This is a genomic window from Sorangium sp. So ce124 (genome assembly GCF_051525235.1).
Taxonomy (GTDB): domain Bacteria; phylum Myxococcota_A; class Polyangia; order Polyangiales; family Polyangiaceae; genus Sorangium; species Sorangium atrum.
The window spans coordinates 6,935,700-6,957,387 of sequence record NZ_CP150312.1; the positions used below are offsets into that span (position 1 = coordinate 6,935,700).

General features: G+C 72.7%; 16 protein-coding genes. 8 read left to right on the top strand and 8 right to left on the bottom strand.

All coding sequences use genetic code 11. The annotated features are described in order from the left end of the window. Positions 1–31: 31 nt before the first annotated feature. Positions 32–1,390: an FAD-dependent monooxygenase gene (locus WMF19_RS25900; protein ID WP_437901676.1), complete on the bottom strand. Its 1,359-nt coding sequence runs from the start codon at positions 1,388–1,390 to the stop codon at positions 32–34. A 43-nt stretch (positions 1,391–1,433) separates the two neighbouring features. Between WMF19_RS25900 and WMF19_RS25905 the strand changes: the two genes are divergently transcribed. Then, positions 1,434–2,024 (top strand): TetR/AcrR family transcriptional regulator, encoded by a 591-nt coding sequence (locus tag WMF19_RS25905; RefSeq protein WP_437901560.1) that lies wholly within the window; start codon positions 1,434–1,436, stop codon positions 2,022–2,024. Positions 2,025–2,341: 317 nt separating this feature from the next. On the opposite strand, the gene lon is transcribed toward WMF19_RS25905, so the two are convergent. From lon to WMF19_RS25925, 4 genes are all read right to left on the bottom strand, one after another. Continuing rightward, the gene (lon, locus tag WMF19_RS25910; protein ID WP_272093421.1) at positions 2,342–4,741 is read right to left on the bottom strand and encodes an endopeptidase La; all 2,400 of its coding nucleotides are present in this window, start codon (positions 4,739–4,741) and stop codon (positions 2,342–2,344) included. 236 nt (positions 4,742–4,977) lie between these two features. Then, positions 4,978–6,795 carry an LA_2272 family surface repeat-containing protein gene (locus tag WMF19_RS25915; RefSeq protein WP_437901561.1) on the bottom strand — a complete coding sequence of 606 codons (1,818 nt, stop codon included), beginning with the start codon at positions 6,793–6,795 and terminating at the stop codon, positions 4,978–4,980. A 49-nt stretch (positions 6,796–6,844) separates the two neighbouring features. After that, complete coding sequence (locus WMF19_RS25920) at positions 6,845–7,747, bottom strand: tetratricopeptide repeat protein (protein WP_437901562.1); 903 nt, start codon at positions 7,745–7,747, stop codon at positions 6,845–6,847. Next, a complete protein-coding gene (locus WMF19_RS25925; RefSeq protein WP_272093424.1) occupies positions 7,744–8,346 on the bottom strand; it encodes an RNA polymerase sigma factor in 603 nt (200 codons plus the stop codon). The genes WMF19_RS25920 and WMF19_RS25925 overlap by 4 nt, the downstream gene beginning before the upstream one ends. Positions 8,347–8,866: 520 nt before the next feature. Here WMF19_RS25925 and WMF19_RS25930 point away from each other — a divergent pair. Further along, positions 8,867–9,367, top strand: a complete 501-nt coding sequence (locus WMF19_RS25930) for a hypothetical protein (RefSeq protein ID WP_437901563.1) — start codon at positions 8,867–8,869, stop codon at positions 9,365–9,367. 56 nt (positions 9,368–9,423) lie between these two features. Here WMF19_RS25930 and WMF19_RS25935 read toward each other — a convergent pair whose 3' ends face one another. Beyond that, positions 9,424–10,125: a glutathione S-transferase family protein gene (locus WMF19_RS25935; protein WP_437901564.1), complete on the bottom strand. Its 702-nt coding sequence runs from the start codon at positions 10,123–10,125 to the stop codon at positions 9,424–9,426. A gap of 18 nt (positions 10,126–10,143) precedes the next feature. On the opposite strand from WMF19_RS25935, the gene gcvA reads away from it, so the two are divergent. Further along, on the top strand, positions 10,144–11,073 hold the full coding sequence (gene gcvA / locus WMF19_RS25940) for a transcriptional regulator GcvA (protein ID WP_437901565.1): 930 nt from the start codon (positions 10,144–10,146) through the stop codon (positions 11,071–11,073). A 16-nt stretch (positions 11,074–11,089) separates the two neighbouring features. Here the strand turns inward: gcvA and WMF19_RS25945 are convergent, their stop codons facing one another. Next, the gene (locus tag WMF19_RS25945) at positions 11,090–11,722 is read right to left on the bottom strand and encodes a TetR/AcrR family transcriptional regulator (protein WP_437322564.1); all 633 of its coding nucleotides are present in this window, start codon (positions 11,720–11,722) and stop codon (positions 11,090–11,092) included. Positions 11,723–12,052: 330 nt separating this feature from the next. Here WMF19_RS25945 and WMF19_RS25950 point away from each other — a divergent pair, with 330 nt between their 5' ends. Both WMF19_RS25950 and WMF19_RS25955 read left to right on the top strand, forming a co-directional pair. Further along, a complete protein-coding gene (locus tag WMF19_RS25950) occupies positions 12,053–13,534 on the top strand; it encodes a serine/threonine-protein kinase (RefSeq protein WP_437901566.1) in 1,482 nt (493 codons plus the stop codon). 10 nt (positions 13,535–13,544) lie between these two features. Then, positions 13,545–14,669, top strand: a complete 1,125-nt coding sequence (locus WMF19_RS25955) for a hypothetical protein (RefSeq protein WP_437901567.1) — start codon at positions 13,545–13,547, stop codon at positions 14,667–14,669. A 103-nt stretch (positions 14,670–14,772) separates the two neighbouring features. Here WMF19_RS25955 and WMF19_RS25960 read toward each other — a convergent pair whose 3' ends face one another. After that, positions 14,773–16,251, bottom strand: a complete 1,479-nt coding sequence (locus WMF19_RS25960; RefSeq protein WP_437901568.1) for a PQQ-dependent sugar dehydrogenase — start codon at positions 16,249–16,251, stop codon at positions 14,773–14,775. A 254-nt stretch (positions 16,252–16,505) separates the two neighbouring features. On the opposite strand from WMF19_RS25960, the gene WMF19_RS25965 reads away from it, so the two are divergent. The 3 genes from WMF19_RS25965 to nrfD all read left to right on the top strand — a co-directional run bounded on the left by WMF19_RS25965 (position 16,506) and on the right by nrfD (position 21,687). Next, positions 16,506–17,156 carry a cytochrome c3 family protein gene (locus WMF19_RS25965; RefSeq protein WP_437901569.1) on the top strand — a complete coding sequence of 217 codons (651 nt, stop codon included), beginning with the start codon at positions 16,506–16,508 and terminating at the stop codon, positions 17,154–17,156. 155 nt (positions 17,157–17,311) lie between these two features. After that, positions 17,312–20,347 carry a TAT-variant-translocated molybdopterin oxidoreductase gene (locus WMF19_RS25970; RefSeq protein WP_437901570.1) on the top strand — a complete coding sequence of 1,012 codons (3,036 nt, stop codon included), beginning with the start codon at positions 17,312–17,314 and terminating at the stop codon, positions 20,345–20,347. After that, positions 20,344–21,687 carry an NrfD/PsrC family molybdoenzyme membrane anchor subunit gene (nrfD, locus tag WMF19_RS25975; RefSeq protein WP_437901571.1) on the top strand — a complete coding sequence of 448 codons (1,344 nt, stop codon included), beginning with the start codon at positions 20,344–20,346 and terminating at the stop codon, positions 21,685–21,687. The genes WMF19_RS25970 and nrfD overlap by 4 nt, the downstream gene beginning before the upstream one ends. Position 21,688: the final 1 nt, after the last annotated feature.

The window sequence follows — 21,688 nt, forward strand, 5'->3', positions numbered from 1 at the left end:
CGCTTTCCATGGAACGCCGCGCGATCCATCCTCACATCTTCTCGTTGATGCCTTTCCGGAGGAGCACCAGTTCACCGGGTAGCTGGTCGCGAAGCCGAGGAGAAGACGTCAGCGGTAGCTGCTCGGCTTCCGTAGCGCCGGTATGCCCGCCAGCGGGCGCCTGATGGCGTGTCGCTGCGAGGCAGCGCGCGTACTCCTCGAGCGCGATCGAGTCGTGCAGCCGGACCCCATGGCTGCTCAGCTTGGCCAGCGCGCGCGACACCCCGCGCGGAGCCACGCTGACAAGGCGGCCGATCTGCGCCAGCGCCCACAGCTCGAGCCGGCTGCCCGGGACCAGGCGCCTGGCGGCGTTCAGCGCGAACACCCGGCTGCGGCGCACGTAGTCGGCCAGCTTGCGCTCGCAGGCCTGGAACGCGCGCGCGTGGTCGCCGCCGGCCGCGGCCAGCTCGCCGGCGAGGATATAGGCGCCCACCACCGCGAGGCTGGTGCTGCCGCCGACCGCCGGCCCCGGCGAATAGCCGGCGTCGCCGGTCAGGGTGACGCGCCCGCGTGACCACGAGTCCATGCGCAGCTGCGTGATCGAGTCGAAGTAGAACGCCGGGGTCCGATCGAGCTCGGCCATCAGCCGCGGCACCTCCCACCCGGCCCCGGCGAACGCCTCGCGCAGCAATTGCTTCTGCCGCGCGATGTCCCGGTGGTGGACATCGAGCTCGCGCGGGCTGCGGAACAGGAACACCGCGCGCGCGTCGTCGATCGTGTGCGAGCCGTAGATCGCCGCCATCCGCCCGACCCCGCCGAGCACGACCGCGTGGTCGTGCAGCTGCAAGTAGTTGGGGATCGAGATCACCGCGAGGTAGGCGCCGATGAAACGCGCGAACTGCCGCTCCTCGCCGAACACCAGCCGCCGCACGTTCGAGTGCAGCCCGTCGGCGCCGATCACCAGATCGAAGCGCCGCGGCGCGCCGCGCTCGAACGTCACGTCGACACCGGCCTCGTCCTCGGCGAGCGAGGCGATCGAGTCGCCGAACACGTACTCGACGTCGTCCCGGGTCGCGTCGTGGAAGATCTCGCTGAGATCATCGCGCATGATCTCGACGTGGCGGTCGGACACCGCGTGCATCAGCCGGCCGACGTCGACGTCGACCTGCCCTTGCACCCCCTCGCGCAGCAGCGTCATGCGCTCGGTGCCCGTCTTCTTGGCCTCGACCCGCGCCAGCACGCCCATCCGCTCGACGATGTCCATCGCCGGCCGAAACAGGTCGACCGCGTGGCCGCCCGTCTTGCGCAGCGTCGGCGCCCGCTCCACCACCGTCGGCCGAAACCCGTGCCGCTCGAGCCAGTAGGCCAGCACCGGACCGGCGATGCTGGCCCCCGAAATGAGGATCTCCATGGGCCTCTCCTTACTTACCGATAGGTAAGCATTCGGCCCCGCCTTGCACAAGGCTTACCGATCGGTAAGTAACCGCTACACTGCGCGGGTGACCCGAGCCCGGCCCTCCGACACCAAGGCGCGAATCCAGGCGGTGGCGCGCGAGCTGTTCGCGCGTCAGGGAGTCCAGCGGACCAGCCTGCGCGAGATCGCCGATCACCTCGGCATCACCAAGCCCGCGCTCTACTACCACTTCGACTCGCGCGAATCGCTCGTCGCCAGCATCGTCGAGCCGCTGCTCGCGGACGTGGACGCGTTCATCGCCGAGCGCGAGGGCGGCCCGCAGCCTGACCCCCGAGCCCTTCTCGCCGACTACTTCGATCTCCTGCACCGCCACCGCGACACCCTCACGATGGTGGTCCGCGACCTCGCCACGCTCGCCTACCTCGACCTCGGCATGCGCATGATCGAGTGGCGCCGCCGCCTGATGCGCCTTCTCATCGGCCCTCGCCCCTCGCTCGCCGCCCGCGCCCGCGCCGTGGTCGCCATCGGCGGCCTCTCCGACTGCGTCATCGAGTTCACCGACGTACCGATGGAGAAGGTCAAGTCGCTCGCCGTCGAGGCCGCCCTAGCCGCGCTCGCGCCCACGTCATGAATCGGCGCCCCCCGCCCGGTCCCCACAAGACAACGTGAGCGCCGGCGGGGGGCTGTGCGCGGCGGCGCGCGGGTGGGCGCGGCCAGCACCGAACGAGGTGCCATAATCTCTCAGGGGGCTCCACGTCCCAGGCGCGCCTTATGTGGCGCGCAACGAAACGTTTCAGAAGGCATGGCCCGAAGTGAGACATGCCGGGCGGTGTTCTCAGCGCAAGCGCTCCCGTCCCAGTCTTGGCGGATGGCCGAGCGCCCACCCGCGCGCCGCCGCGCACAGCCCCCCGCTGGCGCGGCGGCTCGGCTCAGCCCCTCTCCTCTCCGCTACGCAGCCGCCGCCGGCTCTCCCGCCGCCGCCCCTGCCGCGCCGCCCGGAGCCGCAGCCTCGATCGGCGCCTCCTCCAGCGCCGCCGCGATCACCTGGCTCATGTCCTCGACGAAGATGAGCTCCAGCTCGGCCCGCACCTCCTTCGGGATCTCCTCTGCGTCGCGCGCGTTCTTCTGCGGCAGGATGACCCGCGTGATCCCCGCGCGGTGGGCCGCCAGCACCTTGGACTTGATCCCGCCGACCGGCAGCACCCGCCCGCGCAGCGTGCACTCGCCCGTCATCGCCGTGTCCGAGCGCACGCGCCGCCCGGAGAGGAGCGACGTCAGCGCCGTGAACATCGTCACGCCCGCTGACGGCCCGTCCTTGGGCACGCCGCCCGCAGGGACGTGGATGTGCAGGTCCTCCGCCTCGAGCTTCGCCGTGTCGACGCCGAGCTCGACCGCGTGGCTGCGCACGTAGGTGAGCGCCGCCTTCGCCGACTCTTTCATCACGTCGCCGAGCTGGCCCGTGATCTCGACCCTCCCCTTCCCCGGCATCCGCGACGTCTCGATGAACAGGATGTCCCCGCCCACCGGCGTCCAGGCGAGCCCTGTCGCAACACCAGCGACGCTCGTCCGCTCCGCCACGTCGCTGAAGAACCGGATCTTGCCGAGGTACGTCCCGAGATTGCTCGCCTCGACCACCACGCGCGGCGCCTTGCCGTCCGCCGCGCGCGCGATCTCCAGCGCGACCGCCCGGCAGAGCTTCTTGATCTCCCGGCCGAGCTGCCGCACCCCGGCCTCGCGCGTGTAGTCACGCACGATCGCCGCGAGCGCCTCGTCCGTGATCGACAGCGACGCCGGGTCGATCGCGTGCTCCTTGAGCTGCTTCGGGACGAGGTGCGACCGCGCGATCGCGATCTTCTCGTCCGGCGTGTAGCCGGACAGCTCGATGACCTCGAGCCGGTCCCGGAGCGGCGCCGAGAGCGCCCCGAGATCGTTCACCGTGCAGAGGAAGACGACCTCCGACAGATCGAACGGGAGCTCCAGGTAGTGATCGACGAACGTCCGGTTCTGCTCCGGATCGAGCACCTCCAGGAGCGCCGCCTCGGGCGAGCCCCGCCACCCGGCGCCCAGCTTGTCGACCTCGTCGAGGAGCACGATCGGGTTCCTCACCTTGGCCTTCTTCAGCGCGTGCACGATCCGGCCGGGCAGCGCGCCGACGTACGTCCGCCGGTGGCCGCGCAGCTCCGCCTCGTCGTGCACCCCGCCGAGCGAGATGCGCACGAACGGGCGGCCCGTGGCGTCGGCGATCGACTGGCCGAGCGAGGTCTTGCCTACGCCGGGCGGACCCGCGAAGCACAGGATCGTCGCGCGCGCCTTCCCGGTCAGCTTGAGCACCGCCATGTGCTCCAGGATGCGGCGCTTCACGTCGTCGAGGCCGCGGTGATCCTCGTCGAGCTTCGCCTTCACCGCGTCGAGGTCGTCCTTCACCTCCGCCCTCGCGCTCCACGGCAGGTCCGCGATCCACTCGAGGTACGTGCGGATCACGTTGTGCTCCGCGCTCTGCGGGCCGACCGAGTCGAGCCGGCGGAGCTCCCGATCGGCGACCGCGCGCGCCTCCTCGGGGAGCCCGGCCTCGTCGAGGCGCCGCCGGAGAGCCGACAGCTCGTCCTCGCCCTCCTCGCCGCCCGCGAGCTCCTTCTGGATGGCCCGGAGCTGCTCGCGGAGGATCGCCTCGCGCTGGCCCTTGCCGAGCTCGCGCCGCACGTCGCCGTCGATCTTCTTCTTCAGGTCCGCCAGCGCGGACGCCTCGGCGAGCAGGCCGGCGACCCGCTGGAGCCGCGGCACCACCCGGAGCTCGGAGAGCACTTCCATCTCCTTCTCGGTGGGCAGGCCGAGCGCGCCGGCGACCTGATCCGCGAAGACGCCCGGCTCCGCCCGGCTCGTCGCGGCGATCTCGGCGAGGTTGGTCCCCGTCTTCGGGCCGACCTCCCGGGCGCGCTCGCGCAGCGACGCCGCGAGCAGGCGCGCCTCCTCGGCGTCGCCGAGGAACTCGGGCGCGAGCGTGCCCTCGGCCCGCCACGTCGGCTCGGTCTCGACCAGGGCCGAGAGCGCGAAGCGATCGAGCCCCTCGATCACCAGCCGGTAGCCGTTCGAGACGCGCGAGATGTCGACGACCCGGGCGAACGTGCCGATGTCGTGGAGGTCCTCGCGCCGCGGATCCTCGCGCTTCGGATCGCGCTGCGCGATGACGCCGATCACGTCGCCGGCGTGGACGGCGTTGAGCAGCGCCACCGAGCGGGGGCGACCCACCGGGAGCGTGAGCACGGTGCCGGGAAAGAGGACGCCGGTGCGGAGCGGGAGCAGGGGAAAAGGGGAACGAGGCGCGCTGGCGCCGCTGCGAAGCTGGCTCATGCGAACTCCTGTGGCAGCGGTCGGCTCGCGCCATCCGTGCCGGATCGGTGGAAGGTTCGGTTGACTGCGTGGACAGCGCGCCGCACCTCCGCCCGTGAGGGCGGCGCAGCGCGCGGATGGGCTCACGTAGACCGCCGCGAGCAACCGCTCGGGCGAGCTCCATGAATCGATGAACGAAAAGTAAATTCGTTCACGCGCCCGTCAACCCGCCCCCGCCAGCGAGCGCGACGGCAGGATCAGAACGCCTGTACGCCGAGCACGACGCCGGGCCAGGCGCGCTCGGTGCTGCTGGCGTCGGAGCCGAGGGGGGCGCTGCCGTAGGGGCTGAGCTGGGCGTCCTTCGGGGTGCCGCTGAACGCGACGTTGAAGCTGGGGCCTCCGAAGATCGCGAGCTCCGGGAAGAGGCGGAAGCCGAGGAGCGCGCGCGCCTGCGCGATCGTGGCCGCGGGCTCGAGCGTCGAGGGCTCGTGGAGCGTGTACCCGAGCACGTCGAGGTCGATATAGGCGCGCTGGTGGATGGAGATGCGGCCGCCCAGGCCGAGCGCGGAGACCAGGAGAGGGCGGTTGCCGATCGTGCGAAGGCCGATCCCGTAGATGTTGTGGATGTGGTCGCTCCCGTTCTTGACGCCGGCCACCACGATGCCGGACTCGAGCCCCCAGACGTCCACGTGCAGGCGGCCCTTGCGGATGAAGTTGAGCAGCCCGAGCGAGAACGGCGACTCGTCGGCGTAGTTGACGAGGCCGATCTGCGCGCCCCCCACCTTGCCGGTGGCGACGTTCAGGAGCCCGATCTGCAGGCCTGTCGACTCGCCCGCTGCCACGTTGGCCACGCTGATCTGCGTGCCTGTCGACTTGCCCGCGGCCACGTTGACGACGCCGGCCTGCACGTCGGTCGCTGCGCCCGCGGCGACGTTGGCCACGCCGACCTGCACGTCGGTCGCGTCGCTCACGGCGACGTTGGCCACGCCGACCTGCAGGTCGATCGAGGCGCCCGCCGCGACGTTGGCCACGCCGAGCTGCGCCCCGTCCACGGCGCCGATGGCGGCGTTGATCACGCCGCCCTGCGCGCCCGTGACCGGGCCGGCGGCGACGTTGAGCGAGCCGACCTGCGCGCCCTGGAGCGAGCCGGCGACGTTGAGCCCCGTCGTGATCTGCGCGCCGCGCGCCGGACCGAGCACGAGGTTGGCGACGGACGAGAGCTGCGCGCCGCACAGGAACGACGAAGCGATGTTGACCCCGACGCCGAGCTCGAGGCCCGCGACGCCCGCCGTGTACCCGGCGATGAGGTTCAGCGAGTAGCGGCGGACGACGTTCGTGCCGTCGAAGGTCGAGGTGCCGACGAACGGGAGGACGTCGGCGCCGAGGAGGACGGCCTTCGCGCCGGGGAGCGCGCACCGAAGAGGCTCCGAGGACGCGGCGCGCGCGGCCTGCGCGCCGCGTCCGGCCTGCGCGGGGCGCGCGCCGCGGGGAGGCGCGGACTTCCCGCCTGCGGCGGGCGGCGCCGGGCGCGCTGCGGTCTCCGGCTGCGCGGCGGGCGGCGCCTCGGGCGGGCGCTTGCCGAACGCCGCCGCGAGCTCCGCCGCCTCGTCCCGGACGAGGTTGCCCGCGAGCAGGGCGATCGCCTCGGCGGCGCGATCGGGCTCCGCGGGGACGTCGATGGTGCGCTCGATGCGGCGGCCGTCCGCGGCGCTGTAGCTCAGCGTGACGCGGCCGTCGGGCTCGCCGCGAAGGACGAGCGTGGGGCGCCCGGCGGTCGCCGCGGGGGCCAGCGTCACGCCGGCGCCGAGCTCGCTCCCGATGGCGGCGCGCACCGCGTCTGGATCGAGCGTCCACGGCACGCCGTCGACGACGAGATCGACGCCCGAGGCGCTCGGCTCCTCGGCGAGCGCAGGCGCGGGAGGCGCGGTGACCGCGGCGAGCGCGCCCGCCGCCGCGAGCGCATGCAGAAGGAGGACGCCCGCGCGGAGGCCTGCGCCGCGCGCGGACGTCTTCCGGTCACCGCGCGGCGAGCCCCGCGGCGGCGCGGGGAGAGGTGCGAGGGCGGGTGTGTTCATCGACCGTGCTGTGCCCGCTCGCGTCGCGTTCGTTCACGCGCCGCGACGTTCACTCGTCCGCGCCGCGCATCGCCTCGAGCAGCGAGCGCGACTCGGTCTGGCGGTAGCCGCCGAAGGCGCCCTGCGCGAACGGCTCGAGCGCCCGCCGCGCCTCGTCCGCGCGGCCGAGGCGCACCAGGCAGAGGGCGCGGTTGTACTGGGCCTCCACCGCGAAGCGGCCGCGCGGGGCGGCGGCCAGGTACGCGTTCCACGCATCGAGCGCGGCCGCCGGGCTGCGCTCGACGAAGTGCGCGCGGTGCGCCGCCTGATAGAGCGCGTCCGCGTCGGGGCCGGCCGGCGGGCGCTCGATGGCCTGCGGATCGCCCGCGGCCGGCCGCGGCGCGGCTGGCAGGCGCGCGGCGCTCGGCGCGACGGCCGCGACCGGGCGCGAGGCGGACCGGACCGGCGCGACCGCCAGCACCTGCGCGCGCGGCGGCGCGGGGGTGATCGGGGGCTCCGCGATCGGCGCAGGCAGCGGCGGCTGCTCCGGCGCGACCGCCTCCGCGCTCGCCTCGGCCGCGGGCGGCGCGGGCGCCTCGGCCTCCGGCGGCGCGGGCGCCTCGGCCTCCGGCGGCGCGGGCGCCTCGGCCGCGCGCCGCTGTCCGGACAGCACGCGCTGCGGCGGCGGCGCGGGCGGCATGCTGGGCGCCTCGGAGACGCGCAGCCCGAGCCGCGACGCGACGTCGTCCCAGCCGCCTGGAAACCAGCGCGCGGCCGAGGCCCACGCGACCGATCCGACGAGCACGGCGGCCAGCGGGACCACCACGCGGACCATCGCGAGGCGACGGGCGCGCTGGGCCTTCAGGCTCCTCATCACGCGGGCGCGCGTCTCGTCGCGGCGGCCGCGCGACGCGTCTGCCTCCGCGCGCAGCGCGCGCGCGGCCTCGCGGAGCACGTCGTCCTTCTCCTTCACGGCGCCCTCTCTTCCAGCAGCGTCCGGAGCTTCTGCTTGGCGTGGAACAGCCGCGTGCGCACGGTGGCCTCGGGCACGCCCATGATCTCGGATGCCTCTCGCGCGCTGCGCTCCTCGACCTCGCAGAGCACGAACGCCACGCGCTGCGCCGTCGGCAGCGCGTCGAGGGCGCGGTTCAGGGCCTGGGCGAGCGCGGCGCGGCCGGCCTCCCGCTCGGGGCTCGACGCCTGCTCCTCGTCCGGCTCCAGGGCGAGCCGCTCCATGGCCGCGCGGCGCCGCGCCGCCGAGCGGAGGTGGTGGCGGGCGTGGTTGACCGCGATCGCGATGAGGAACGTCTTGAGCGACGAGCCGCCGCGGAACCGCTGCGCGGCCTGCGGCAGGCTGAGGAAGACGTCGTGGGCCAGGTCCTCGGCGGACGCGTCGTCGCCGGTGAGGCGGCGGGCGAACCCGCGCACCGCGCCGTAGTGCTTGTCGTACGCCTCGCCGACCGCCGCGGCGTCCCCGCGCCGCAGCCGCTCGACGAGGTCCTCCTCCGCGTCCTGCGCGCGCTCGGCGCCGCGGGCGAAGAAGAACGGCATGAGGAGCGCCATGGTCTTCATCGGTCGCCACCTCTCCCCGGCGCGCGGGGGCTCGACGTCGCCGGACGGCTCTGCCCCCGGAAAACCCGCTGCTCGCTCCGTCCCATCTCGGTCCATCCCTGCGCCATCATCGTTACACCCGAACGCGCCCGGCGGCGTTGCCCGTTTGCCATCAACAAGCGTCGGAGAGCCCGGGTCGACATGAGGCACACCCCGTCGTGCCCGGCGTGGAGGAGAGCGTTCATGGTCGGCGCGTCGGTTTCGTGCCCGGAGGGGTCCGGAACGTTCAACGCCGGTCGGCAAAATCGACAGCCGGGGGTCCGGACGGCTGAAATCGACGGCCAGGGGGCGCGATCGACCGCCGGGGGCCATCCCGCCGCCCGGGAGCTCCGGACCGGCGGCCGTCGAGATCGTGCGCAGGGGCGCGATCCGTTGAACGGAGCGCGTAGCAGCGGGCACGCAGCTCCGAGTGGGCAGAGGGCGCCGCGCCGACGAGCCGCGCCGCTGCCCTGGATCCATCGCTGATCAGGAGTGATGACACATGAACATGCGCACGGCCTTCGAGTGGGGTCTCGGTCTCTCTTTGTCCTTTATCTCGATGACGACGGTCGGTTGCTACATCGAGACTGGCGACGACTGCGACTGGAGCGATGACTGTATCGACGCTCCCGACGCTCCCGACTTCGGGCGCCCGGATCGGGACGAGGAACCCGACGGCGAGGACGGCGCGAGCAGCAGCGGCGGCGAGAGCAGCGCGAGCGGCGGCGAGAGCAGCGCGAGCGGCGGCGAGAGCAGCGCGAGCGGCGGCGGCGAAAGCTCACCAGGAACCCCGGGCGCCTGCCAGGCGTCGTGCGACTGCCCGAGCGGCGACGTGTGCGTCGAAGGGACCTGCAAGACGCCGTGCGCGGCCTCGTGCGAGTGCCCCGAGGGCGACTCGTGCGAGGGTGGCTATTGCGCGCCCCCGCCGGAGCCGGCCATCTCCTGCGAGGCGAACTGCGATTGCCCGAGCGGCAGCGAGTGCGTCGAGGGCATCTGCAGCTGAGCCGAACTGGTGAATCCTGCGAAGCGGGGCGATGAGCGCGGCGGGGGAGCCCAGGCTCACCGCGACGGGATGAGCCGCTCGAGCCGGGATATGTACCCCGGCAGCTCCGCCGCCAGCGCTCCGGGCAGCGCCCGGTCCGCCTCGAACAACATCGCCAGGTTGCCGTAAAGCGCCGCGTCCGCGAGGCTCGGGGCCTCGCCGAACAGGAACGGCGCTCGCTTCAGCGTCCTGACGGTCGGCGCGAGCAGGGTCCGCGCGCGATCGAGCAGCGCCGGCGTGTCGCGCTCCCACTGCTCGATACAGCCGGCGCCGAACTTGCGCTCCTTGATCAGCGTGTACAGGGCGCGCTGACCCGGCCGCTCCCAGGCGTCGCGGATGCGCGGCGACGCGACCCGAAACAGCACGTCCTCGAGCGGTCCGTCGCAGAAGTCCGCGTACGCCCAGACCGGCCCCTCGAGGGCGTCCAGCGTCAAGCGCCTGGCGGCAGGGTCCTCGAGCAGGAGCTCGCAGATCCGCCGCGACTCGACCGTCACCTGGCCGTCGTCGCCGACCAGCACGGGCACGTAGATATAGCCGCCGGTCACGCGGGCCAGCTCGTCGCGATCGTCGTACGGCACCTCGACCAGCTCGTACGGGCGAGCCAGGAGGTCGAGAAGCATCTGAACTTTGCGGGCGAAGGGGCTATATCGGAGTCGGTAGAGCTTCATGGCTCCCGGGATACCCCGGCGCATCAGGACGAGCGAACGAATGTTTTCCATGAACCATGAGAAATTCTCATGACCGGCCCCGCCCCGGGGGATCGCCCTCCGCCGCTGCCGTCGCTCACCGCCCTGCAGGCGTTCGAGGCCGCGGCGCGCCATTCGAGCGTCACCCACGCGGCGCGCGAGCTGGGCGTGACCCAGACAGCCGTCAGCCACCAGATCCGCGCCCTCGAGGACACGCTGGAGACGGCGCTGTTCCGGCGCTCGCCGCACGGCATCAGCCTGACGGAGGACGGCGAGCGCTGGGCTGCGGAGCTGGGCGTCGTGTTCGCCCGGCTGCGCGAGGCGAACGCCCGCTTGCGGCGGCCCGCCGCGGACGCGCGGCCCGCCGTATCGGTCAGCGTCACGCCGTCGTTCGGGGCGCGCTGGCTCGTGCCGCGGCTCGGGCAGTTCCTTGTGAGCCACCCGGAGGTGGACGTGCGCATCTCCGCCACCGAACGCCTCATCGATCTCGCGAGAGAGCCTGTGGACATCGGCATCCGTTATGGCCTCGGCAGCTACCCGGGCCTGGTCACCGTCAAGCTGGCGGACGACGCCCTCATCGTGGCCGCCGCGCCGAGCGTCGCGAGCAAGCGCGCGCGCTGGCGCGTCGAGGACCTGAGCCACGAGGTGTTGCTCGGCGACGACCACCCCGACGCCTGGGGCCGCTGGTTTCGCGAGCGCTCGCGCCGCCTCCCGGCCCGGGTGCGCCAGAGCCAGCTCACCGACTCGTCGATGCTCGTGGATGCGGCGGTGCGCGGTCAGGGGGTGGCGCTCGCGCGCTGGTCGCTCGCGGCCGCGGAGCTCGATCTCGGCCGCCTGGTACTGCTCTTTCCCAGGCTCCCGGCGCTTCCGACGGGCCTCGCTTACTACCTCGTGAGCACGCGCGCGAGCCTGCGGCGAAAGCCGGTGGCCGCCTTCAGGGACTGGGTCGTATCCGAGGCCGCGAGCCTGCGCAGGCCCTGAGGCTGACGGCGCGGACTCAGCGCTCGGGCTTGCGGGCGGCGCGGGCAGGCTCGCGGCCGACGAGGCCGTAAAGGACGATCCGGTGGACCGCGGACAGCATCGCCTCCACCTCTTCACGGGAGCTCTGGAACAGCCACGGAGGCGCGAAGCTCGCATAGGCGCGCAGGAGGGCGCGCGCGGTGAGCTCGGGGTCGGCGGCGTCGAGCTCGCCGGCGCCGGCGCCGCGCGCGACGAGATCGCGGAGGAGCGCGCGCTCCTCGTCGAGGAAGCGGGCGTGGGCTGCCTTCACGGCGCGGCTCTGGCAATGCACGAGATCGCACGCGTGCGCGCCCGAGCCGGCGAGCTCGAGGAAAGCGCGCGCGCGGGCGTCGAACACCGCCCGCAGCCGGTCGCAGAAGGGCACGCCGTCCCCGGCCGCGGCGGCGCGCATCGCGGCCATGACGGCGCGGTGCTCGCCCTGGGAGAGCTCCTCGACGATCGCGTCCTTCGAGGCGAACTCCAGGTACACGGCGCCGACCGCGATCTCGGCCTCGCGCGCGATATCGGCGACGGTGGTCTTGGCAGGCCCGTACCGGCGGAGGAGCCGCTCTGTCGCCTCGAGGATCCGCTGGCGCCGCTCACTGGCGCCGCCGGGGTAACCGTGCTCCATGAGGTGAGCGATGTTCTCCCGGATTCACGGCCGGGGGAAGCGTCCTGGCGGGAGGACGGGAGGGACCCTGGGGACGCCACGGCGCGCGGGCACGGGGACGCGGCGCGCCGGCAGGGGCGGCGGCGCGCCGGCGCGGGCGGCGGCGCGCCGGCACGCGCTGGTGATGGCACGAACCCGACGGCGCGCAGGCCACGCCAGCGCGGCGGAGCCAAGCCCCGAGATTGATTGCCGTCCGTCCGGCGGCTATCGTTGGCTGGCTTTGCACCGGATTTTTCGCAAAGATCGCGCTGTTCACGGGGTCCGCGGTCCGGCGCGCGAAGGGACCGAGCCATGACGACCACCGCGCCGACACACGACGAAGCCGAGGGGCTGGTGCGACCGGGGCAGGTCATCGCCGAGAAGTACCGCGTCGAGCGGGTGATCGGCGCCGGCGGGATGGGCGTCGTCGTCGCCGCGACCCACCTCCAGCTGGAGGAGCGGGTCGCGATCAAGCTGCTCCTGCCGGAGGCGGCGAAGTCGCGCACGCTCGCCGAGCGCTTCGTGCGCGAGGCGCGCGCCGCGGTGAAGGTCAAGAGCGAGCACGTGGCGCGCGTGACGGACGTCGGGACGCTCGAGTCCGGCACGCCGTACATGGTGATGGAGTACCTGTCGGGCAGCGACCTCGCCGACGCGCTCCGCGCGGGCGGGCCGATGACCCCGCAGGCGGCCGTCGAGTACGTCCTCCAGGCCTGCGAGGCGCTCGCCGAGGCGCACGCCGCGGGCATCATCCACCGCGACCTCAAGCCCGCGAACCTGTTCCTCACGCGGCGCGCGGACAGCTCGCCGTGCGTGAAGGTGCTCGACTTCGGCATCTCGAAGGTGGCGACCGGCGGCTCCGACCCGCGGATCACCGACACGAAGGCCATCATGGGGTCGCCGCTCTACATGTCGCCCGAGCAGCTCAAGTCCTCGCGCGACGTCGACGCGCGCACCGACATCTGGTCGCTCGGCGTCATCCTGTTCGAGCTGCTCACCGGCGCGCCGCCGTTCGACGGCGCGACGATGCCGCAGCTCTGCGTGGCGATCATGCAGGGGATCCCGAGCCCCCTCGCCGCGTTCCGCTCCGACGTGCCCCGGGCGCTCGAGGCGGTGATCCGCAAGTGCCTGGAGAAGCTGCCGGAGCAGCGGTTCCGCCACGTCGGGGAGCTGGCCGAGGCGCTCGCGCCGTTCGCGACCGGGCGGGCCCGGCTCTCCGTCGACCGGATCAGCGGGATCTCGCGGAGCTCGGGGCCCCCGCGGCCGGAGCTCCCTTCGGCGAGCGGGGTGACCTCACCGACCGTTGTGAACACGTCGCTGAACACCTCGCCGACGTGGAGCGGGACGGTCGTGACGCGAAAGCGGCCGGTGGGGCTCGCCGTCGCGGCCGGCGCCTTCGTGTCGCTGATCGCCGCAATCGCGGTCTTCGCGTTCCTGACGTCCCGCGCGCGCGGCGACGGCGCAGCGACCGAGCCGACCGCCAGCGCCTCAGCCGCGCCGTCGCCGGCGGACGCCGCGGCACAGCCGCCGACCGCGCCCGCGTCGCTCTCGCCGACCGTCACGCCCGGCGGCGCCGAGGCCCCGGCGCCGACGGACGACCGCACCGCGGCGCCGGCCCCGGCCGAGATCCCCCCCGCGGCGACGGCCAGCGGCAAGCTCGCCGCGCCGCGGCGGCCGAGCGCCGCGCCGCGACCCCCGGCCGCCGCGAGCGCCACGCAGCAGGCTCCGGCCACCCGGCCGCCCGCCGCCCCGGCCGCTGCGCCGCCCGGCGGCAACCTGTTCGACGATCGCAAGTGAGGACACCACGATGACGAGCCTGCCCGTGCAGCACCTCGGGCGCCTGCTGGCGCTCGCGATGTTCCTTGCCGCCCTGCTGGGCGGCCGCGACGCGAGGGCCGACACGGCGGCCGCGCAGGCGCTGTTCGACGCGGCCAAGCAGCTGATGGCCCAGGGCAAATACGCCGACGCGTGCCCCAAGCTCGAGGAGAGCCAGCGGCTCGACCCGGGGATCGGCACGCAGTTCAACCTCGCGGCCTGCTACGAGCAGCTCGGCCGGACGGCGAGCGCCTGGTCGATGTTCCTCGAGGTGGCCGGCGCGTCGAAGGCCGCCGGCCAGCTGGAGCGCGAGAAGGTCGCCCGGCAGCGCGCCGCCGCGCTCGAGCCGCGGCTCATCCGGCTGACGATCACGGCGCCGGCCGACTCCCCGGCCGACCTCCAGGTGAAGCGCGACGGCGCCCTCGTGGGGCGCGCGCAGTGGGGCACGCCGGTGCCCGTGGATCCCGGGAAGCACACGGTCGAGGCCTCCGCCGCCGGCCGAGCGCCGTTCGCGAGGTCCGTGGAGCTCAGCCGGGCGGGCGCCTCGGAGACGCTGGCCATCCCGCCGCTGCCCCCGGGCGCGCCGGCGCGCGACGCCGCGCTCCCGCCGAGCGGCCCCCCCGCGCCCGCCGGCGCCGCAGCGCCCCCGCCGAGCGGCGCCACGGCACCCGCGGGCGCCGCCGCGCTGCGAGCGAGCGGCGCTCCATTCGCGCCGGTCGCCGCGCATGCGCCGGCGCCTCCGGCTGCGCCGCTGACCAAGCGCCGCAGCAAGGGGATGATGGTCACGGGCATCGTCCTGACGAGCCTCGGCACCGTCGCCCTCCTGGGCGGGGGCCTGGTGCTCGCCTCCTCCTCCTCGTGCTCCGGCGACAGCTGCGGATACGACTCCAGCGACCCGTTCGCCGACGACGAGGTCTACGAGGAAGACGACACGGAAGGCGCCGGGGTCGGGCTCGTCGTCGGCGGGCTCGTCCTCGCCGGCGTCGGCATCCCGCTGGCCATCATCGGCGGCCGCAAGGTGCCGGTGCAGCCCGAGAAGCAGGCCGCCTCCGCGCCGGCGCCGCCGCCCGAGCTCGTCATCGGCCCGCGCTACGCCGGACTCCGCTGGTCCATGTGAAGGCCGGCGCCGGCGCCGGCGCGGCGCTGCGCCAGCGTGGCGCGCACGGCCGTGCGCCGGCGCGGCGAAGGGGGCCTGAGCGCTCACTCCGGACCGTGTGCGCTCATTCCGGATCGATGCGGTACACGGTGCCGCCGAGATCGACCACGTAGACCTCGCCGGCCCCGTCCTGCCCGAAGCTGGCGATGCGGAAGCCGAACGACCCGAGATCGTCCGTCCGGTCGACGGGCGCCGTGGCCACCCCGCCCTCATACGTGAGCGTCCAGACCCTGCCGCTGCAGTAATCGCCGTAGAAGTAGCTCCCCCGGAGCCACGGGATCCGGCTGCCCCGGTAGACGTAGCCGCCGGTGACCGAGCAATCCTCGATGACCTGCCCGGCATGGCCGTACTCGGCGGCGGGGAGCGTGATGGTCCCGTCGAGATCGCAGCTCTCCGCGGGAATGAAGCAGTGCGCGCCCTCCATCCGGCGCCAGCCGTAGTTCTTCCGTCCCTGCCCGGCCGGCTCGATGTCGATCTCTTCCCAGAGGCGCTGACCGACGTCCGCGATGTAGAGATCGCCCGTGCACGCGTCGAAGCTGAAGCGGTACGGGTTCCGCAAGCCATAGTCCCAGATCTCGGGCAGGACGCCTTCGCCCGTCATGTTCCCTTCCGGGATGCCGTACGGGTGTGTCGAGACGTCGAGGCGAAGGATCTTCCCGAGCAGCGTCGTGAGCGCCTGACCATTGCCGATGTCCGCATGGTTGGGTCCCGCGTCGTTGTTGTCCCCGCCGTCGCCGAGCCCGAGATAGAGAAAGCCGTCGATCGGGCTGAACTCGAGCGAACCGCCGTTGTGGTTCCGGTGCAGATCCACGACCTCGAGGTACGTGGCCACCGGATCTGGACTGGCCACGTCCGGTCGCTCTCCCCGCGCGAACTCCACCACGCGCGCGTTGCCGCCCGTCGCCTTGTCCGTGTAGTGGACGAAGAAGCGACCGCCAGCCTCGTAATCCGGGTGGAAGGCGAGCCCGAGGAGACCGCGCTCGCCGTTGTCATTGAACAGGACGCGGTCCCGAATATCGAGGAACACCTTGGGTTCCGCCGCTCCGTCGTCGAGGACGAGGATCTGGCCAGGCTGCGTCAGGATGAAGAGGCGCGTGGGGTCGCCCGGCGCGGATTTCACGAGGAGCGGGTGATCGAGGCCGGAGACGACCGTCGCGAGCTTCAGCACGCCCTCGTCCTCGCTCGGCGGCGCACAGCTGAATCCCTCCGCGGGCTCACCGCCGCCGCTGCCGCCAGCGGCGCTGCCGCCGCCAACGCCGCTGCCGCCAACGCCGCTGCCGCCAACGCCGCTGCCGCCAACGCCGCTGCCGCCAACGCCGCTGCCGCCAGCCTCGCTGCCGCCAGTCCCGCTCGCGCCAGCCCCGCTGCTGCCACCCCCACTCGCGTCCGCTCCGCCGGCTGCGGCCGATGAGGCCCCGCCGGTCGTGCCGGTCGGCAGCGGAGAGATCGACTCCTCGCGCGAGCAGGCGATGAACGCGAGCTCGGCGGCCAGAATGAGCGCGAGGCTCGGAAGGGACGACAGGGCTGAGCTCGACGGCCTCATGGCCGGACGATATCGTAGATCGAAGCCCAGGGCGGCGAAGATCCGGTGTTGGAGGCGCCCTCACGCCCAGCGCGCGTTCGAGGACGCCCGCCGCGCGCGCACGCCGGACGGCGCCGCTGCGGCCTCCCCCTGACGCGCCTGCGCCGGCGTTCGGGGCGCGGCGAGATCGCGAAACGAGCCGTGCGATCCACGCATCGATATCGATGGAGCTGGCCCCATCGCCGCACTTCGAGCGAGGCCAACCACACGAGAGCATGGCATCCGTTTTTCCGCGCTGGAGCAACACCGCTTTCCGACTCGCCATCGCCGCCGTCCTCCTCGGCGGCGCGGCGGCCGTGGCAGCGCCGATGATCTACGTGCGCACGGACTGGAACACCGGGCGGCACCTGCCCGTGCAGCAGCCCGTGCAGTTCGACCACAGGCACCACGTGCAGGACGACGCCATCGAGTGCCGGTTCTGCCATTACACGGTCGGGCGGACGGCCACGGCGGGCATGCCATCGACAGCGGTCTGCATGGGCTGTCACAGCCAGATCTGGAATCAGAGCCCCAAGCTCGAGCTCGTCCGGAACAGCTATTTCTCGGACACGCCGGTCGTCTGGAACCGCGTCAACGACGTGCCCGACTTCGTCTATTTCAACCACGCGATCCACGTGAACAAGGGCGTCGGCTGCGTGACGTGCCACGGCCGCGTGGATCAGATGCCCGAGGTCCGGCAGGCGACGCCGATGACGATGGGCTGGTGCCTCGAGTGCCACAGGGCGCCGGAGCGCCACCTCCGCCCGCTCTCGGCGATCACGGACATGGACTGGGACCCGGGCCCCGACGCGGAGCGGATCGGCCGGCAGATCGCGCAGCAGCTCGGCGTGCGGCACCTCGTCCACTGCTCGGCCTGCCACAGGTGAGCGCGCGCGGGCGCGAACGGAGCGACACACAGGGGATCATCGAGGAGCGACCAGGACACCTACGAGAGCGCGAGAGGACGAGGGGCCATGGGCGGCCAGCAGCGGAGCGCCGTCAGGGCGGCGGCGCGGATCCAACGATGACCTGAAGAGGGACGATGGCTGATCAGAAACAGATCCCGTGGAGCGCCGCGCTCGACGGCAAGACGGGTAAAGCGTACTGGCGCAGCCTCGCGGAGCTCCTCGAGTCACCAGAGCTCCTCGAGGCCGCGGCGCGGGAGCTCCCGGCGAGCGCGGGCAATCCGGCCGCGATGAGCCGGCGGCGCTGGCTCGAGCTCCTCGGCGCTGGCATGGCGCTCGCCGGCGTGTCCGGGTGCAGATCGAGGGCCGGGGACAACATCGTCCCTTACGTGACGACGCCGCCCGAGGTGACGCCGGGCATGCTCCGGTATTACGCCACCAGCCTGGATCTCGACGGGTTCGCGACGGGCGTCCTCGTCGAGAGCCACGAGGGGCGGCCGACGAAGGTCGAGGGCAATCCGCAGCACCCGGCGAGCCTCGGCTCGACCGGCGTCTACGAGCAGGCGTCGGTGCTCGGCCTCTACGATCAGCACCGCGCGCGCGCGGCGCGCCGCGGCGCGGCCCCGGCGACGTGGCGCGCGTTCGTCCAGCAATTCGAGGGCGCCCGGAGCGATCGCGGCGCCGGGCTCCGGTTCGTCCTTCGGCCCACCGGCTCTCCGCTCCTCCTCGACCTCATCGGCCGCGTCCAGGCGCGCTATCCGGCGGCCCGGTTCACGTTCTACGCGCCCGCTCGGTCGGCGCACCCGGCGCGAGGGGCCGAGCTCGCCTTCGGCGCTCCGCTCCAGGCGCAGTACGACTTCCGGACAGCCGACGTCATCCTCGCGCTCGACGCCGACTTCCTCGCGTCGATGCCGTTCAGCGTGCGGTATTCGCGCCAGTTCGCGGAGCGCAGGCGCATCGGCTCGCCGACAGGCACCATGAACCGGCTCTATGTGATCGAGCCCGGGCTGACCCCGACGGGGAGCATGGCCGATCACCGCCTGCGCAAGCGGCCGAGCGACGTGCCCGCGATCGCCGCGGCGATCGCGGCCGAGCTGCTCCTGACCGAGGGCGCTCGCCCGGGGCTCATCCCTCCCCAGGCGCTCGGCGCGCTCGATCCGCTCCGGGCGCGGGTCAGCGAGGCGGAGAGGCGCTTCGCCCGGGCCGTGGCGCGCGATCTCGCGCGCGGGGGCGCGGCGAGCATCGTCGTCGCGGGGGAGCGGCAGCCTCCCGCGGTGCACGCGCTCGCGCACCTCATGAACGCAGCGCTCCGCAACGACCGCGCGGCGTGGACCACCGCGGGGACCTTGATCACGGCAGGCGCAGCCGAGCAGGACCTCACGGCGCTCGCCGAGGAGCTCCGCCGCGGCGCCGTCGATACCCTCGTGCTCCTCGAGAACAACGTTGTTTACACGGCGCCCGCGGATCTCGAGCTCCCGGCGCTGCTCCGCTCCGTCCCGAGCCGCGCCTACCTCGGGCTCTACGAGGACGAGACCGCCGCGGGCTGCGACTGGTTCGTGCCCGCCGCGCACGATCTCGAGGCCTGGGGAGACGCGCGCGCGTACGACGGCACGAGCTCGCTGATCCAGCCGCTCATCGAGCCGCTCTTCCAGGGCAGGACCGCCGCCGAGGTGCTCGCGGTGTTCGCGGGCGAGACGCAGAAGAGCGCGCGCGACCTCCTGCGCGACACCTGGGCCGCGCGCCGGGGCGGCGCGGACTTCGATGCGTTCTGGGAGGACGCGCTCCGGCGGGGGCTCGTCGAGGGCACCGCAGCCCCGCGCGAGGACGCCAAGCTGCGGCTCGACGGGGTGACCGCGGCGCTCGCGCAGCTCGCGGCGGCGGCCCCGCCGAAGGCGGACGCCATCGAGGTCGCCTTCTCGACCGACGCGAGCGTCTATGACGGCCGGTTCGCCAACAACCCGTGGCTCCTCGAGCTGCCCGATCCCATGACCAAGCTCACCTGGGACAACGCCGCGCTGCTCAGCCCGGCGACGGCGAAGGCGCTCGGCGTCGAGAGCGAGGATGTGGTCGATCTCGAGCTCGGGGGGCGAACGATCTCGATACCGGTCCTCGTCGCGCCGGGGCACGCCGACGGCACGGTGTCGCTCGCGCTCGGTTACGGGCGCAGCGGCGCCGAGTCGATCGCCGCGGGGGTGGGGTCCGACGCGTACCGGCTCCGCACCGCGGCCGCGCCCTTCTTCGCGGCAGGCGCCTCGGTGACGAAGCGGCCGGACCAGAAGCACAAGCTCGCCCTGACGCAGAGGCACTGGGGCCTGGAGGGGCGCCCCATAGCGCTCTCGATCCCCCTCGCCGTCTACCGCGAGCGCCCCGAGTTCACGGAGGCGCTCAAGGGGCCATTGCCGTCCCTCATGCCCCCGACGCCTCCCCCCGGGGCGCCGAAGGACCAATGGGCCATGACGATCGATCTCTCGATCTGCACCGGCTGCAGCGCGTGCGTCACGGCGTGCCAGGCCGAGAACAACGTCGTCGTGGTGGGCAAGGAGGAGGTCCTGAACAGCCGCGAGATGCACTGGCTCCGCATCGACACGTACGTGTCCGACGACCCGCGAGACCCGAGCAACCCGGCCGTCGTCCACCAGCCCATGCTGTGCCAGCACTGCGAGAAGGCGCCGTGCGAGTACGTGTGTCCCGTGAACGCGACGACGCACAGCCCCGACGGGCTGAACGAGATGACCTACAACCGCTGCGTCGGGACGCGGTTCTGCTCGAACAACTGCCCGTACAAGGTCCGCCGCTTCAACTGGTTCGATTACGGCGAGCTCCGCGCGTACAACACGGGGCTCACGAAGCTCCAGCGCAACCCCGACGTGACGGTGCGGGAGCGCGGCGTGATGGAGAAGTGCACGTATTGCGTCCAGCGGATCCGCCGGGCGGAGATCGCCGCGCGGGTGGAAGACCGCGCGATCCGCCCCGGAGAGGTCGTCACCGCGTGCCAGCAGGCCTGTCCGACGCAGGCGATCCAGTTCGGCTCTCTCGCGCACGAGGGGACGGAGGTGGTGGCGTGGCGGGGCGAGCCGCGGAGCTACGCGGTGCTCCACGACCAGGGCACCCGGCCGAGGACGATGTACCTCGCGCGCGTCGACAACAAGAACCCGGAGCTCGACGAGCCGTGACGGAGCCCCTCATCCTCGGCCGGCCAACCGACGAGGAGCTCTCCGAAGAGCTCCTGTCGGTCGTCTGGAAGCCGCGATCCAGGCTCTGGTGGGCGGCGTTCGCCATCACCGGCGCCGGGACGGCCGTGCTCCTGCTCGCCATCACCTACACGATCACCACGGGCATCGGGGTCTGGGGAAACAACATCCCGGTGGGCTGGGCGTTCGGGATCATCAACTTCGTGTGGTGGATCGGAATCGGCCACGCGGGGACGTTCATCTCCGCGATCCTGCTCCTCCTGGAGCAGCGCTGGCGCACGAGCATCAACCGCTTCTCCGAGGCGATGACCCTCTTCGCCGTCATCCAGGCAGGCATCTATCCGCTCATGCACCTCGGCCGGCCATGGTTCGCCTACTGGCTCGTCCCCTACCCCGCGACGCTGAGGCTATGGCCGCAGTTCAAGAGCGCGCTGCCGTGGGACGCCGCGGCCGTGTTCACGTACTTCACGGTCTCCCTCGTCTTCTGGTACGTCGGGCTCATCCCCGACTTCGCGGCCCTCCGCGACCGGGCGCCCAACCGCCTCCGCCGGATCGTCTACGGCGTCCTGTCGCTCGGCTGGCGCGGCTCCGCGGTCACCTACCGACACTACCGCCTCCTCTACGGGTTGCTCGCAGGGCTCGCGACGCCGCTCGTGCTCTCGGTGCACTCGATCGTGAGCACCGATTTCGCGATGGCGCTCGTCCCGGGCTGGCACTCGACCATCTTCCCCCCGTTCTTCGTCGCCGGAGCCATCTTCTCCGGCTTCGCGATGGTGCTGACGCTGCTCATCCCGGCGCGCCGGATCTTCCACCTCGAGAACGTCGTCACCCAGCGCCACATCGACAACCTGAGCAAGATGGCGCTCGTCACCGGCTGGATCGTCATCTACTCGTACGTCATCGAGCTCTTCGTCGCCTGGTACAGCGGAGAGGCGACCGAGATCTACCAGTTCTTCGTCGCGCGCCCCGCCGGGCCGAACGCAGCGGTCTTCTGGGTGCAGATGATCTGCAACGTGCTCGTCACCCAGCTGCTCTGGTTCCCGCGGGTCCGGAAGAACATGATCCTGCTCTGGATCATCTCGATCCTCCTGAACGTCGGGATGTGGTCCGAGCGGTTCGTGATCATCGTCATGGGGCTGCAGCGCGATTTCATCCCGTCGGCGTGGCACGCCTACCACCCGACGTATGTCGATATCTCGATGTTCATCGGGACGATCTGCTTCTTCCTGCTGCTCATCCTGATTTTCCTCCGCCTCTTCCCGTTCATTCCCGTGACCGAGGTCAAGGAGCTGAACCACGAGCTCGGCAAGGAGGAGCACTGAG